Origin of the sequence: Streptomyces harbinensis (genome assembly GCF_900116145.1) — a bacterium.
Classification (GTDB): domain Bacteria; phylum Actinomycetota; class Actinomycetes; order Streptomycetales; family Streptomycetaceae; genus Streptomyces; species Streptomyces carpaticus.
Genome location: NZ_FPAB01000004.1, coordinates 502,648 through 516,480, shown reverse-complemented (window position 1 = coordinate 516,480; position 13,833 = coordinate 502,648). Strand labels below are relative to the sequence as shown.

14 protein-coding genes, 1 tRNA gene and 1 other RNA gene are annotated in these 13,833 nt (G+C 72.8%); 7 read left to right on the top strand and 9 right to left on the bottom strand.

Going from position 1 to position 13,833, the window contains the following annotated elements; translation table 11 throughout:
* Positions 1-35: 35 nt before the first annotated feature.
* Positions 36-656, bottom strand: a complete 621-nt coding sequence (locus BM385_RS13755) for an AAA family ATPase (RefSeq protein WP_019434055.1) — start codon at positions 654-656, stop codon at positions 36-38.
* Positions 657-847: 191 nt separating this feature from the next.
* Between BM385_RS13755 and BM385_RS13750 the strand changes: the two genes are divergently transcribed.
* Positions 848-1,246: a hypothetical protein gene (locus BM385_RS13750; RefSeq protein ID WP_037756011.1), complete on the top strand. Its 399-nt coding sequence runs from the start codon at positions 848-850 to the stop codon at positions 1,244-1,246.
* 66 nt (positions 1,247-1,312) lie between these two features.
* Here the strand turns inward: BM385_RS13750 and BM385_RS13745 are convergent, their stop codons facing one another.
* The 6 genes from BM385_RS13745 to ffs form a co-directional block, all read right to left on the bottom strand.
* Positions 1,313-2,068, bottom strand: a complete 756-nt coding sequence (locus BM385_RS13745) for an RraA family protein (protein ID WP_019434057.1) — start codon at positions 2,066-2,068, stop codon at positions 1,313-1,315.
* On the bottom strand, positions 2,068-2,811 hold the full coding sequence (locus BM385_RS13740) for a DUF5063 domain-containing protein (protein WP_019434058.1): 744 nt from the start codon (positions 2,809-2,811) through the stop codon (positions 2,068-2,070). Before BM385_RS13740 ends, BM385_RS13745 begins: the two co-directional genes overlap by 1 nt.
* A 30-nt stretch (positions 2,812-2,841) precedes the next feature.
* The gene (gene recR, locus BM385_RS13735) at positions 2,842-3,441 is read right to left on the bottom strand and encodes a recombination mediator RecR (protein WP_019434059.1); all 600 of its coding nucleotides are present in this window, start codon (positions 3,439-3,441) and stop codon (positions 2,842-2,844) included.
* Between the two features lie 106 nt (positions 3,442-3,547).
* On the bottom strand, positions 3,548-3,907 hold the full coding sequence (locus BM385_RS13730) for a YbaB/EbfC family nucleoid-associated protein (RefSeq protein WP_026047470.1): 360 nt from the start codon (positions 3,905-3,907) through the stop codon (positions 3,548-3,550).
* An 81-nt stretch (positions 3,908-3,988) separates the two neighbouring features.
* Positions 3,989-6,133 (bottom strand): DNA polymerase III subunit gamma and tau, encoded by a 2,145-nt coding sequence (locus BM385_RS13725; protein ID WP_093843339.1) that lies wholly within the window; start codon positions 6,131-6,133, stop codon positions 3,989-3,991.
* 26 nt (positions 6,134-6,159) lie between these two features.
* Positions 6,160-6,254: signal recognition particle sRNA small type (gene ffs / locus BM385_RS13720), an RNA gene on the bottom strand.
* 85 nt (positions 6,255-6,339) lie between these two features.
* On the opposite strand from ffs, the gene BM385_RS13715 reads away from it, so the two are divergent.
* The 6 genes from BM385_RS13715 to BM385_RS13690 all read left to right on the top strand — a co-directional run bounded on the left by BM385_RS13715 (position 6,340) and on the right by BM385_RS13690 (position 11,598).
* Positions 6,340-6,424: transfer RNA gene (locus BM385_RS13715), tRNA-Ser, on the top strand.
* Positions 6,425-6,724: 300 nt separating this feature from the next.
* Entirely contained in the window at positions 6,725-8,083 is a 1,359-nt protein-coding gene (locus tag BM385_RS13710; protein ID WP_093843203.1) for a hypothetical protein, read from the top strand.
* A 198-nt stretch (positions 8,084-8,281) separates the two neighbouring features.
* Entirely contained in the window at positions 8,282-8,497 is a 216-nt protein-coding gene (locus BM385_RS13705) for a type II toxin-antitoxin system VapB family antitoxin (RefSeq protein ID WP_093843202.1), read from the top strand.
* Complete coding sequence (locus tag BM385_RS13700; RefSeq protein WP_093843201.1) at positions 8,494-8,916, top strand: PIN domain nuclease; 423 nt, start codon at positions 8,494-8,496, stop codon at positions 8,914-8,916. Before BM385_RS13705 ends, BM385_RS13700 begins: the two co-directional genes overlap by 4 nt.
* A gap of 126 nt (positions 8,917-9,042) precedes the next feature.
* Positions 9,043-10,914, top strand: a complete 1,872-nt coding sequence (locus BM385_RS28215; protein ID WP_093843200.1) for a protein kinase domain-containing protein — start codon at positions 9,043-9,045, stop codon at positions 10,912-10,914.
* A gap of 117 nt (positions 10,915-11,031) precedes the next feature.
* A complete protein-coding gene (locus tag BM385_RS13690; protein WP_139275172.1) occupies positions 11,032-11,598 on the top strand; it encodes an AMIN-like domain-containing (lipo)protein in 567 nt (188 codons plus the stop codon).
* Between the two features lie 12 nt (positions 11,599-11,610).
* On the opposite strand, the gene BM385_RS13685 is transcribed toward BM385_RS13690, so the two are convergent.
* Both BM385_RS13685 and uppS read right to left on the bottom strand, forming a co-directional pair.
* The gene (locus BM385_RS13685; RefSeq protein WP_093843198.1) at positions 11,611-13,050 is read right to left on the bottom strand and encodes an oxygenase MpaB family protein; all 1,440 of its coding nucleotides are present in this window, start codon (positions 13,048-13,050) and stop codon (positions 11,611-11,613) included.
* Positions 13,047-13,736 (bottom strand): polyprenyl diphosphate synthase, encoded by a 690-nt coding sequence (gene uppS, locus BM385_RS13680; RefSeq protein ID WP_037756013.1) that lies wholly within the window; start codon positions 13,734-13,736, stop codon positions 13,047-13,049. The genes BM385_RS13685 and uppS overlap by 4 nt, the downstream gene beginning before the upstream one ends.
* Between the last annotated feature and the right edge of the window lie 97 nt (positions 13,737-13,833).

Sequence of the window (13,833 nt, the reverse complement as noted above, 5' to 3'; positions counted from 1 at the left end):
GTCACGGGCCATGGGCCGCACGGCGGAGTGCGGCGTCAGGAACGGTGGGCCGGGGCGTCCGCGCTGGTGGGGGTACCGCCCGGGTCGAGGAGGTGGGCGCCGCGCGCGAGGCCGCGCAGTACGCGGTCGGCGGTCGCGTCGGCCGTCAGTCCGGTGGAGTCGAGTACGTGCGCCTCGTACCCGCCCAGATCGCTGAACTGGCCGTGCAGCGCGCGGACCGGCCCGGGGTCGGTGAGGGCGTCGCCGGAACGGGCCGTCGCCCGGGCCACGGTGGTGCGTTCGTCCGGCCGCAGGATGACGTAGCTCAGCGGCAGGGCGCGTTCGCGGGCCGCCGCGCGGAAGAGATCGATGAACCAGGGGCCGACGACACCGTCGCAGATCACCTGGTAACCGCCGTCCGCGTAGCCGAACGCCGCCGAGACCAGCACCCGCAGGACCACTTCGTTCTGCTGGTGCGCCTCGGGCAGATAAGGCGCGATCGCGCCCCGCTTGATGGCGCTCCAGAAATCGTCGGTGTGCAGGTGGACGCTGGGCGTCAGGCGATCCGCCAGCAAGCGCGCCACGGTGCTCTTCCCGGCTCCGGGCGGGCCGGTCAGGATGATCACGCGGCCGTCGTGCGGGGGCGTGTTCCGGGGGGAGGGCGGTGGCTGGGTCATGCGGTCACCGTGCCATGCCGGGGTGGGGCGGTGCAGGTCCTTTGGCGGCCGGGGGCGCGCGGACGTGCGGGGGTGGGCGGAGTGTGCCCAGTGGTGCGGACGCCCGGCGGCAGCCGCCGGGATCGCGTCCACGCGGGCGGGGGCGGGGAATTGGCTCGTGCCGCCGGGTGCCGGTGCGCCACACTGACGGCATGTGCTTCCGCCCGACGACCACCCGCCGGCACTACATCTGCCTGCCGTGCCGCGCCGGCTACAAGAAGCGGCCCGTACCCGGTGAGACACCGGGGGCGCACCGCTGTCCGCGCTGCCGGGGTGAGCTCATCGACGCCGGGCAGGATCTGGCCGTACCCGCGCGGCGGGACACCGCCGGGTGGAAGGCGCTCGGCGCGCTGCTGAACGCGGGCGTCACCTTCCACTCGCGCTGCTGCGACGGGCCCGGCTGGCGGCCCCGGCATCCGCGCGAGATCCGCGAACGGCTCGCGGCGGCCGGGGCGACGGGCGTTCCGGTGCGCACCGCGCTCACGACGGAGGACCTGGACGCGCTGCGCGCGCCGGGGCGCGGGCCACGGCGCCGACGTCGGCACGGATGAGCGGACGGACGGTTCCGTGACCGTCGTGCTGTGCCGGCGGCCGGCCCGTCCTCCCCCGCTCTCCTCCTACTCCTCGATGGCGCCGCCGATGCGGCGCAGGTGATGGCGGAAGGTGTAGGCCGGGTCGGCGGCGCGGCGGGTGAGGTAGCCGGCGAAGCCGGTCTGGCGGCGCAGGGTGTCGCCGGTGCGGATGCGGCGGGCCTGGTCCCGTTCGGTCCGCAGGATGGCGTGCGCCGTCCGCACCACCTCGGCCGCGCGGGCCGCCGGGACGAACAGCGCGCCGTCGTCGTCGCCGAACACCACGTCCGTACCGTCCACCACGAGTCCGGGGCCGAACCGGGCGCTCGTGAGGGCCTGCGGCTCCTGGTCGTCGAGCCGCACCGGGCCGGCCGGGAGGGCGCCGTAGCTGAACACCGGCAGTCCGATGGCGGCGATGTCCGCCGTGTCGCGGTGCAGGCCCCACACCACCAGACCCGCGAGTCCGGCCGCCTCCGCCTCCAGGACGACGAGATCGCCGATGCACGCCTCGTCCGTCCGGCCGCCGTTGTCGACGACGAGGACCGCGCCCGGGGCCGTACCGGCGGCGGTGGCGCGTTCGAACGCCTCCAGGAACACATCGACGCTGCCGTAGTGCCGGACCGGCAGCACGGGGGCGGCCACGCGGGCGCCGGACCGTACCGGGCGCAGGCCGGCGGGGGCGAGCCGCAGCGGCAGCCCGAGCCGCAGGCAGGCGTCGGCGATCAGCGGCGTACCGGGGGGCTCGCCCAGGTCCGGGGCCGGGTCCGGAGCCGGTTCCGTGGGCGGCTCCTGGGGCGCGGCCATCAGTCCCGCGGCTGGGGCCGCAGCCCCAGCGGGGCGGCGATCTCGGCGGCCATGACGCGGCCGGCCTGCCGCTCCAGCACGCCCTCCTCGGCCTCGGCGGCCTCGCTGTCGGTGTCCAGACCGTCCAGCTCGGCGAGCGGGGTGTCCAGCCGGACGTGCGCGACCAGCGACTGGAGCGCGCGCAGCGTGGCCCCGGCCGTCGGGCCCCAGTTGGAGAGGTAGGAGAACTGCCACCACCACAGTGCCTCGCTGACCCGGCCGGCGCGGTAGTGCGCCATGCCGTGCCGCAGATCGGTCACGATGTCGGCGATGTCGTCGGAGATCCGGCTCGGAACCGGGGTGCTGCGCGGGACGTACGGGTCGAAGACCTCGGAGTAGACGTCCACCGGGGCCAGCATGTGGGCCAGCCGCTCGCGCAGTTCGTCCATGTCCGGCTCGGGGCCGGTGTCGGGCTCGTAGCGCTCCTCGGGAACGATGTCCTCGTGCGCGCCCAGCCGGCCGCCCGCGAGCAGCAGCTGGGACACCTGGAGCAGCAGATGGGGCACGGCGGCGTCCGGGTCGCCGCCCTTGGCGACCTCCACCACGGCCACCGTGAAGCTCTCGATCTGATCGGCGATCTGGACGGCGAACGCGTCCGGGCCTATGGGTTCCGCGGGGCCGGCGACCTGCCCGGCACCGCTGCCGCTGCCGCTGCCGTTACCGGGAGTGGTGGCCTGGTCATGGACGTGAACCGTGGACGTCATGCGATCGCCTCCCCAGCGATACCCCTGGCGTTACACATCGAGCAGCCGCCTTCCCTCGAAGGCCCGCCCCAACGTGACCTCATCGGCGTACTCCAAGTCTCCCCCCACCGGCAGCCCGCTGGCCAGCCGGGTGACTTTGAGTCCCAGCGTGCTGACCATCCGCGCCAGATAGGTGGCGGTGGCCTCGCCCTCCAGGTTCGGGTCGGTGGCCAGGATCAGCTCCGTGACCGTGCCGTCGGCGAGGCGGGCGAGCAGTTCCCTGATCCGCAGATCGTCGGGGCCGACGCCCTCGATGGGGCTGATGGCGCCGCCCAGCACGTGGTACCGGCCCCGGAACTCGCGGGTGCGCTCGATGGCCACCACGTCCTTGGGCTCCTCCACGACACAGATGACGGCCGGGTCGCGGCGCGGGTCCTGGCAGACCCGGCAGTGCTCCTGCTGCGCGACGTTGCCGCACAGCGCGCAGAAGCGGACCTTCTCCTTCACCTCGGTGAGCGCGTGGGCGAGCCGGCGTACGTCGGTGGGCTCGGCCTGGAGGATGTGGAAGGCGATCCGCTGGGCGCTCTTGGGCCCGACACCGGGCAGTCTGCCCAGCTCGTCGATCAGGTCCTGGACCACGCCTTCGTACACGAGATGCCTACGCCTTCCACTGGGCCCACGGGAGGGGCGGGTTCCCTGCGGATGAGGCTAGTTGCCGGTCAGCCGCAGGGCTAGAGAAACCGGAGTAACCGGGGGGTTAGAACGGCAGTCCGGGGATGCCGCTGCCGCCACCGGGGGTGCCGGTGCCGAGGCTCTGGGCGAGCGGGCCGAGCTTGGCCTGGGCCAGCGCCTGCGCGGAATTGTTGGCGTCGCGGATGGCGGCGATCACGAGATCCGCGAGGGTCTCGGTGTCCTCCGGGTCCACGGCCTTGGGGTCGATCTCCAGGCTCTTCAGCTCACCGGCGCCGGTGACGGTGGCCTTGACCAGGCCGCCGCCCGCGCTGCCCTCCACCGGCGTGCCGGCCAGCTCCTCCTGGGCCTCGGCGAGTTGCTGCTGCATCTTCTGGGCCTGCTGCAGCAGCTGCTGCATGTCGGCTCCGCCACCACCGGGAAACACGGGCGCTCACTCCTGGTCCGTCGGCAACATTCTCTTGCTTCGCTGTCGCCTCCGAGCCTACGGGGTCGGGCCGCGGGTGGCTCATTCGTGGTGGAACTCCTCGATGACCGTCGCGCCCAGCTCGCGCATGATCAGTTCGCGGCCGGAGAGGGAGGAGCTGCCCGGGTCGTAGTCGTCGGGCGCCGGCGGATCGTCCTCGGGCGAGGGCTCGACGGGCGGCGGCGGGGGCGGCTCGGGCGACGGCGACTGGGGCCGGGACGACGGGGCCTGCGACGGCGCGGGGGCGGCGGGCGGCGGCGCGGCGGGGCCCGGGGCCTGCTGCTGCGGCTGCTGCGACGGCTGGGGCCGGGGCGGCGGGGCCTGGGGCGCGGGCGGCTGCGGCAGCGGCCGGGTGACGGCGGGGGCGGGGGTGCCGCCGATGCCGCCGTCGATCACGGTGTCGATCTTCCACTGCACGTGGAAGACCTCGCTGAGGGTCTGCCGCAGCACCTCCTCGCTGCCGCTGCCGAGGAAACTGTCGCGGGCGCCGACGGTGGCGAACCCGAGCTGGAGGGTGGTGCCGTCGAAACCGGCCACGTGGGCGTTCTGGCTCAGCAGAATCCAGCTGAACCGGCGGCGGCCCTTCACTGCGTCGAGGATGTCGCCCCACATGCTCTGCACCCGCCCGAGATCCGCACCACCGGCAGCGGCGCCTTCGGTGGCCGGAGAGGCCGGGCCGGACGGCGCGGGCGCCGCCGGAGCGGGCGCGGCGGGGGCGGGGGCCTGCGCGGGCTGAGCGGTGGGCCAGGCACCGGGCCGGGGACCGCCCTCGGTCCCCGTGCCCGCACCGGTACCGGAGCCGCCTCCCGCGCCCGTACCGGTACCGGTCGGCCAGGCACCGGGCCGGGGCCCACCCGCGGCAGGAGCCGCCGGCTGTGGGGCCTGGGACGCCTGCGGGGCCTGCGGAGCGGGAGGCGGCGGCGGAGCGGCCTGCTGCGGTGCCGCAGGCGCGGGGCGCACCGGCGGCGGCACCGCCGCCCCGGGTGCCACCGCGCCCGGGACCGCGGCAGAGGCCACGGGCCCCAGCCGCTCCAACCGCTCAAGGCGCGCCTGAAGAGCCTGCTCGTCGTTCCCGTAGGCAGCCGGGAGCAGCACCCGGGCGCAGATCAGCTCCAGCTGCAATCGGGGCGAGGTGGCGCCCCGCATCTCCGTCAACCCGGCATTGACAAGATCGGCGGCGCGGCTCAGCTCGGCCGCACCCATCGCGTTCGCCTGGGCCTGGAGCCGTTCCAGCACATCGGCGGGCGCGTCCACCAGCCCCTTGTCGGCGGCGTCCGGCACGGCCGCCAGGATCAGCAGGTCCCGCAGCCGCTCCAGCAGATCCGCGACGAACCGGCGCGGATCGTGCCCGCCCTCGATGACGCGGTCCACCACGTCGAACGCCGCGGCCCCGCCCTCCCGGCCCCGGGAGAACGCGTCCACCACCGCGTCGAGCAGCGCGCCGTCGGTGTACCCGAGCAGCGCGGTGGCCATGTCGTACGTCACACCGGCCTCTCCCGCGCCGGCGAGCAGCTGGTCCATGACGGACATGGAGTCCCGCACGGACCCGGCCCCGGCCCGGACCACCAGCGGCAGCACGGTGCTCTCGACGGGGATGGCCTCCTGCTCGCAGACCTGCGCCAGGTACTCACGCAGGGTGCCGGGTGGCACGAGCCGGAACGGATAGTGATGGGTGCGCGACCGGATGGTGCCGATGACCTTCTCGGGCTCGGTGGTCGCGAAGATGAACTTCAGATGCTCGGGCGGCTCCTCGACCACCTTCAGCAGGGCGTTGAAGCCCGCCGGGGTGACCATGTGCGCCTCGTCGACGATGTAGATCTTGTACCGGCTGGAGGCGGGCCCGAAGAACGCCTTCTCCCGCAGCTCACGCGCGTCGTCGACACCACCGTGCGAGGCGGCGTCGATCTCGATCACATCGATCGACCCGGGGCCGTTCCGCGCCAGATCGCGGCACGACTGGCACTCACCGCACGGGGTGGGCGTGGGGCCCTGCTCGCAGTTGAGACAGCGGGCGAGGATGCGCGCACTGGTCGTCTTGCCGCAGCCGCGCGGGCCGCTGAAGAGATACGCGTGGTTGACCCGGTTGTTCCGCAGCGCCTGCTGCAGCGGGTCGGTGACATGCTCCTGCCCGATGACCTCGGCGAAGGTCTCGGGACGATAGCGGCGGTACAGCGCGAGAGACGACACAACCCCGACGATATCGGCCACCACTGACAAGGGCCCCCCACGCACCCACCAGAGCCCGCCTACCCTTGCTGCCTTCCGGCCCTGGGGGAGTTCAGCGAGATAGCGCCACGTGAGGGGCTGACGCCAGCCTACCCGATCCCGGCCCCCTCCCACCCCCACCCCCGGCTGGTCGCGACCACCCCTCCGCGTCTTGTATTGTTTCCGGCGGAGGATTCGCCTAGTGGCCTAGGGCGCACGCTTGGAAAGCGTGTTGGGTTCACACCCTCACGAGTTCGAATCTCGTATCCTCCGCCCAGCCTTCACCGGGCTGTACAGAAGGGCCCCACCGTTCGCGGTGGGGCCCTTCGACGTGCGTGGTTGCAGTTCCCTCCGGCCAGCCGCAGACCTGGGTGGGAGGGGTCCTGGCCGTCCTCAACCATCTGTTGTGGAACGGCATCACATGGCGGCGGTCCCGCCGTCGTACCGCACCAGCAGCTGTCAAGGAATGGCCGAATAGCGGTCTGCGCCCCCTCGTGCGCACTTGCTTGCGCTCCCCTGCCGGGCCCTAACGTCCTTCGGCTCACGCCCACGACACCGATGGAAGGGCAGCCGGTGCACAAGGACGAATCCAAAGCCGTCAGCGATGTTCTCCAGGAGCTGAGCAACACCTCACACGTTCAGATCCGCTCGTCCGTCGAACTGGCTGCCCGTGTCTCCGAGGCTGCGCAAGATGAGGACGAGAAGCGGACGGACAACGGGCAGGGACCGCTTCGCCGACGGACCGACTACAGAACCGTCCGAAACGCGCCGCGCTCACTGAGCCTCACCCCTTGGCAAATCATTCACGCCATCGGCCTCGGAGCTGCTTCCGCCCGCCAAGGTGCGGGACGAGGGCTGGCCGAGCACTGGGGGAGCCTGCGCTATATCCAGGCTCTGGAAAGCAACGAGGGCGACTACCTGCGGCTGTCCTCTGAAGGGCGCGATCTCCTGCGCTTCTACAAAGCCACGCAGTCCGGGGAGATCGGCACCGGCTTCGCCTCCCTCCTGGCCGAGAAGCTGGTCAGGTCCCGGTACCCCGACCACTCGGTCTCCGTGGTTCCCGCGGATGTCGCACTGAAGGCCGGCTGGACACTCCGCAGCGCCTCCGGAACGGGCGCGCGCCCCGAGCCGCTACAGCGACGGCCCCACTTCTTCGTCGAAGCCTGGCAACCGGGGCAGCCGTCCAAGGTCCTCCTCGTATCCTCGAAGGGGACCCACAGCAGCGTCCAGCAGGTGCACAAGCAGCTCAGCACGGCCAGTGCTCACGTGGAGTCCGTGCACATCGGGCCCTACGGCACCGTCCCGTACTTGCTCATCGGAACAGAGATCCCCAAGAAGGAAAGCCTCGCCCTGCACATGCTGGAGGCGCCGGGTACGACCGTCCTCCGCCCGTCCGGAGAGACGTCAGAGGCCGACCTGGACCTCACCCTGGACCAGGGGAACCGCATGGCTGAGGTCGTGCAGCACACGGAACGAGGACGGACAACCATCCCCGGATTCCAGGTACTGCCTGAGTCGTTCCCCTGGTTCAGCGCCGTGCTTGCACGGACGGAAGCGGCCACGCTGACAGCCTTCACCGGAGGTGGGAAACCCACCGCGCAGTACCTCACCAAAGAGCAAGGACAACGTCACTTCCAGCACAACGTCCACGCCGACACGGACAAGCTGAGAGATGCGGCGCACCAGATCCACGGGATCGACTTCGTCGGCACGGACCACATCTACCGCCTCAACGGCACCCGCGTGGAGGCTTTCTCCGGCCTCAGGAAGAGCCTGTACATGCATCTTCACCACGGGCGCGTCAACGAGTACCGACGCGCAGTACACGAGCTCCGAGACCAGTGGCCGGGCCGGAGCACCGCGAAACATTGGAGCGCGGTGTCCATCCGCGCCGACGGGACCGTGCTGGCAATCCGTCTCAGGGAGGAGTAACCGTATTGACCGGGACGCCTCACCCGGATGGTCCCAGTCCCGGTGGGTTCGGCCCCTGGCGCGCTGATCCGAGATCGTGGGTCGCCGGAGGCGTCGCGGGCGGCAGCCTCGGCGGCCACTCCGGGAGAGCGGCCAGGAGGGCAAGAATGCACCTGCCGAGATATATTGGATTCGACTCGTGATATCAGGGAGGCGCGGATGAGCCGGACGGTCATCGACCTGGACGACGACCTGGTCGCGGACGTGGCCAAAGCCCTCGGGACGAGCACCAAGAAGGAGACCGTCAACACCGCTCTCCGCGAGGTGCTGGAGAGCCGGCGCCGGGCCCTCGCTCTCGCTCGGCTGCGGGCCGCGGCCGACGACGGCGCCTTCGATCTGGACCTGTTCGAGAACAAGGAGAACTACCGCCGGTGAACGCGGCCCAGTTCCTGATCGACACCAGCGCGCTCGCGCGGTTCATGCGCGCGGATGCCGAGCAGTACGGCTGGGACCAGGCCGCCGCAGCGGGACTCATCGCGACCTGCCCCATCACCGAGCTCGAATTCTTCTACAGCGCCCGGTCGGCCGCCGACCGGGCGCGCGGCATCGAGGACATGCGGCTGATCTTCGGCTGGGTCGCCGTGGACGACCGTGCCTACGATCGCGCCTGGCAGGTCCAGGAGGCTCTGACCAAGCAAGGCAGACACCGGAGCGCGGGAGCGGTCGACCTCGTCGTCGCCGCAACGGCCGAGTTGCAGGGGCTCACCCTGCTCCATCGCGATCACGACTTCGAGTGCATCGCTTCCGTGACCGGCCAGGCCCTTCAGTGGTACGGCCCGGAGCAGGGCAAGTAGGCCGGCCGGTACGGCCGCAGCAGGCGCGCTTCGGTCCGTCGCAGAACACTGGCGCGGGGGTGTGGGGGTGGGGCACTCTGGTCGCGATCATGGGCGGGCAGGGGGCCGGCCGGGGAGGACGTACGTATGTGGCCGCTGGATGAGGGGGATCCGCCGCGGATAGGGCCGTACCGGCTGCTGGCGCGGCTGGGTGAGGGCGGGATGGGGACCGTGTACCTCGCCGAGGGGAGCGGCGGCGAGCGGATCGCGCTGAAGTCCATCCGGCACGGGTACGCCGACGAGCCCGGGTTCCGGGCCCGGTTCGCGCGGGAGATCGAGACCAGCTCCATGGTCCGCGCCGAGGGCATCGCCCGGGTCGTGGACTCCGAGCCCGGGGACGGCGGGCAACGGCCCTGGGTGGCCACCGAGTTCGTGGCCGGTGCGTCCCTCCAGCAGTTGGTCGCCGCCCAGGGGCCGCTGCCCGTACGGAGCGCCGGGGCGCTCGCGCTGGGGCTCGCCCGCGCGCTGGCGGCCGTCCACGGCGCCGGACTGATCCACCGCGACGTCAAACCGTCGAACATCCTGCTCACCGTCGAGGGGCCGCGGCTGATCGACTTCGGGGTCGCCCGGCTCGTCGACGCGTCGACCAGCGGCGGGCTGACCCGTACCGGTACGTCGGTGGGCTCGCCCGGCTACATGTCGCCGGAACAGGTGCTCGGCCGCTCCCTCACACCCGCCAGCGATGTGTTCTCCCTGGGCAGCGTGCTGGTGTACGCGACCACCGGCGCGCTGCCCTTCGAGGTGGACGAGGGCGCCAACCAGCACGCGCTCATGTTCGCCGTGGTGCAGCAGGAGCCGTCCTACGGGCAGGTGCCGGCCGAACTGCGCGACATCGTCGGGGCCTGCCTGGCCAAGGAGGCCGCCGACCGGCCGGACATGTCCGAGCTGGCCCGACGGCTCAGCGCGTACGCCGCCGGGCCGGGCGACGCCGAGCCCTGGCTGCCGGCCCGCGCGCTCGCCGAGGTGGCCCGGATCTCCGGCCGCGCGCTCGCCCAGGGGGAATGGCGCCCCCGGGGCGGCGGCGATGCGGCGGCCGAGACCCCGCCCCGTCCGGCGCCGCCCGCCCCGCCGCCCGCGCAAGGGCTGCCGTACGTCCCGACCGTCACCGCGCCCAGCGGCCCCCCGGCGGCCCCCGCGCCGCCGCCGCAGCCCCCGGCCGGCCGCCCCGGGCCGACGCCACCCGCCCGTCCGCCGCACACCCACTACGTGCGGCAGGAGCCGATACCCGCCGCCCCGACCGCCTCACCCTGGGGCGGCCGGCAGGCCATGCTGCGCTCCCCGCGGGGCCTGGCCACCGCGCTGTCCTGGCTGTTCGGCCTCTACATCGGCTTCAAATGCCTGGCCGTCGCCCTGCACAGCGGTTTCGGCGGCGAGATCGACGGCTGGAAGCGGGACGACTGGGCCCTGTGGGTCGATGTGGACCGGCTCATCGCGGACGCGGCCACCCTGGTCACGGTGGATCTCCTGTTCTTCGCCGGGATCTACGCCGTCCTGCTGACCTGGTTCTGGCGGGTACGCGGCAACGCCGAGGTGTTCGCCCCGGGCGAGCACCGGTACACGCAGGGCATGGCGGTGGGCGGCTGGTTCATCCCGGTCGCGGGCTGGATCATCCCGGGCAAGATCGCCTACGACACCTGGTACGCCTCGCTCCGTGACCGCGACCGGGGCCGGCCGGGGGAACGGGGCTGGCAGACGAACCGCCGCTGGGAGGGGCGGGTCCTGCTCGGCTGGTGGTGGGCGAGCACCATCGTCTTCCATCTCGCCCTCACCGTCCTCTTCTTCCTGCCCGGTGTGCTGGAGGGAGCCATCGAACCGGACGGCATCTACTTCGACCGGATGCTGGCCACGAACCGCTGGGCCATCTTCCTCAACCTGCTGTGCATCCCGAGCGCGGCGCTGTCCATCGCCGTCGTCCACCGGCTCACCGAACTCCAGGAGGCGCGCGCCGTCCGCCGCTGATCCGGGGCCGGCCGGCGCGGGCGTCTGTGCGGGCGGGTTTCGGGTACGTGAGCCTTCCGTGGGAGCGTGAGTGGTCCTGAGCGTCCGGAGTGGGCGGCGGGAGTGGGAGGTTGGGACATGCGTCGGGTGCATTCGTTCGGTGGACGGGTCGGGCGTGGGCTGGCGGTGGCGGGGGCCGTGGTGCTGCTGGCCGCCGGGTGCGGGAGCGAGACGCCGGAGCCGGAGGGGCCGGCGGGGTCCGCGCCGGCGGTGGAGGAGGAGCCCTGGAGCACCGATACGACCCGCGGTGACGGCCACGGGACGCATGTGAGCCCGGCCGTGCTGGAGGAGGTCATGGTGGAGGAGGACGACGGGTACGACCGGGTGGTGCTGCGGTTCCGCGGTGGGGTGCCCGACTACATAGCGGACCCCTCGGACCCGCTGGCGCACGGCGGGCTCGGGACCGAGGTCGAGATGCCGGGCGACCAGCATCTGAAGATCGTGCTCGTGGGGGTCACGGAGGAGAGTTCCTTTCCCGTCACGGAGGGCACCGCCGTGCTGCCCGAGGTGCGGGACCTCGGGATCTTCGAGGGCGAACTCGGCGTCGGCATCGGGGTCGTCAACCCCACCGACGAGCCGCTGTCCTACCGCGTGCACGTCGAGGAGGAGCGGCTCGTCGTCGACATCGCGCACCCCGGGCACTGACGGGGAAGCCGGCTACGCGTCCGCCAACAGCGGGTCGTACGGGGTGGAGCGGCGGCGGCCCGTCATGAAGGCGAGGAAGTCGCGGACGAACGCGCCCCGCGTGTACCCCTCGTGCGCCGTGCCCTCCGGCGTGCGGTGGAACCCGGTACGGAACAGGGCGCGGTACTCGGCCTCGTCGATGACACCGTTCCCGTCCGTGTCGGTGACGTCGAACAGCACCTCCGCGACCCGGATCAGCGCCGGCCCGGACAGGGACGGAACGGCCCGGGCGTACTCGTCCCGGCTGACGCGGCCGTCGCCGTCCGTGTCGAGTTCGGCCTGGAGTTCGCGCCACCAGTCGGCGAACGCGCTGTAGAGCCTGGTCTCCGCCGGTTCCTCCAGGTCCAGGCGGGTGGCCAGTTCGCGGGCCATCGCGGCCAGGTCGGGCCACTCCACGAAGCCGTCGCCGGTCTGGTCCAGCACCTCGGTGAAGAACGCCTCGGCGGAGCGCGGGCCGGCGGCGTCCGCCGTGCCGTCCCGGTCGGCGAACGGGACGGCCAGCCGCAGCAGCGCGCCGGCCTGCCGCATCCGGTCGCGCAGCGCGCCGAGCGTCGCCGCGTGCGGGCCGTCGGCGTCCGGGGAGAGGTAGACGAGGTCGATGAGCGTCTCCGTCCGCAGCCAGCCGTCGGGCAGGAAGCGGGCCAGGCCGGTGGCGAGGTACGCGCTCTGCATGAGCGTCTGCGCGCCCGGGAACTCCGGCAGGCCCGCCCGGCGGCGCAGCGGTTCCGGGAGCGACGCGACGGTGATCGCGCCCAGGGCTGGCCCGGCGAGCGCCCGGCCCGCCGCCCACACGGTCGGTACGGCGGTGAGCAGCGGCGGGGCGGGGAGGTGGTCGAAGAGCCGGAAGAGGATGATCCGCAGCGCCTCGGTGTCCTCCAGTTCCTCCTCGACCACCCGGTCGTAGTACCTCCAGAACTCCGGCAGCGTGGCCGGGAGATGGTCCGGATCGACGCCGAGGGCGGCCAGGAAGGCGCGGAACTCGGCGTAGAGCCGTTCGGTGGTGGCCCGGTCCAGCGGCTGTCCGCTCAGCCGGCACATGGTGACGGAGCTTTCGAAGAGGGTGGCGACCACCCAGGCCCGTACCGCGGGGTCCATCGCGTCGTACGGCCGCTCGCGGGCGTCGGTGCCGCTGAGCCGGGCGTGCAGCCGGTTGAGGCGCGCGGCTTCCTTCTGCCGTACCGCCTCGTCGGGCCCGAACATGCGCTGGAGGCTCACCAGCGTGTTGCGCAGCCGCCGCCACGGGTGCATGACGAACGTCGAGTTGTCGGCGAGGGCCGCGCCGACCTGCGGGTGGGCGGCCTCCAGCACGGTGGCGCGGACGACGGCGAGCGCCCAGCGCGGATCGTTGAAGAACCGGTGGAACTGGGAGTCGGGGCCGAACAGCGATCCGGGTGGGTCGGCGGGGTCCGTCATGGCGGGGTCTCTCCGTTCGGGTGCGGGGCGACGCCGCCGAAGCGGCGGTCGCGGTGCCGGTAGGCGTGCAGGCACTCCGCGAACTGCGGCGCGCGGAAGTCGGGCCACAGCACCGGCGGGAACATCCACTCGGCGTACGCGACCTGCCAGAGCATGAAGTTGGAGATGCGCTGTTCGCCGGAGGTGCGGATGACGAGGTCCACGTCGGGGGTGTCGGGGTAGGGCAGGTGGGCGGCGAAGTGCCGCTCGTCGACGGCCTCGGCGGGGACGCCGCTGCGGATGAGGGACCGGGCGGCCTCCACGATGTCGCCGCGCCCACCGTGGTCGAACGCCACGGTGAGCGTCATCCCGCGGTTGGTACGGGTGAGGGTCATCAGGTCGGCGATGTCCCGGGCGAGCGGGGCAGGGATGCGCGGGTCGCTCGCGCCGAGGAACCGGCAGCGGATGCCGCGCGCGTGCAGCAGCGGGGCGTGCTTGCGCACCGCGCGGCGCACCAGGCGCATGAGGGAGTCGACCTCGCCGGCGGGGCGGCGCCAGTTCTCGGTGGAGAAGGCGTACAGGCTCAGCCATTCGACGCCCGCCGACCGGGCCGCCGTGATGACGTCGATGACGGTGGCCTCCGCCGCCCGGTGGCCGGAGACGCGGGGCAGCGAACGCTGCGCGGCCCAGCGGCCGTTGCCGTCCATCACGCAGGCGACGTGCCGGGGGACGGCGGTGGCCGGGCGGTGTACGGGAGGGGGTGCGGGGGCGGGGAGCGCGGTGCCGCCCGCCCGTTCGTCGACC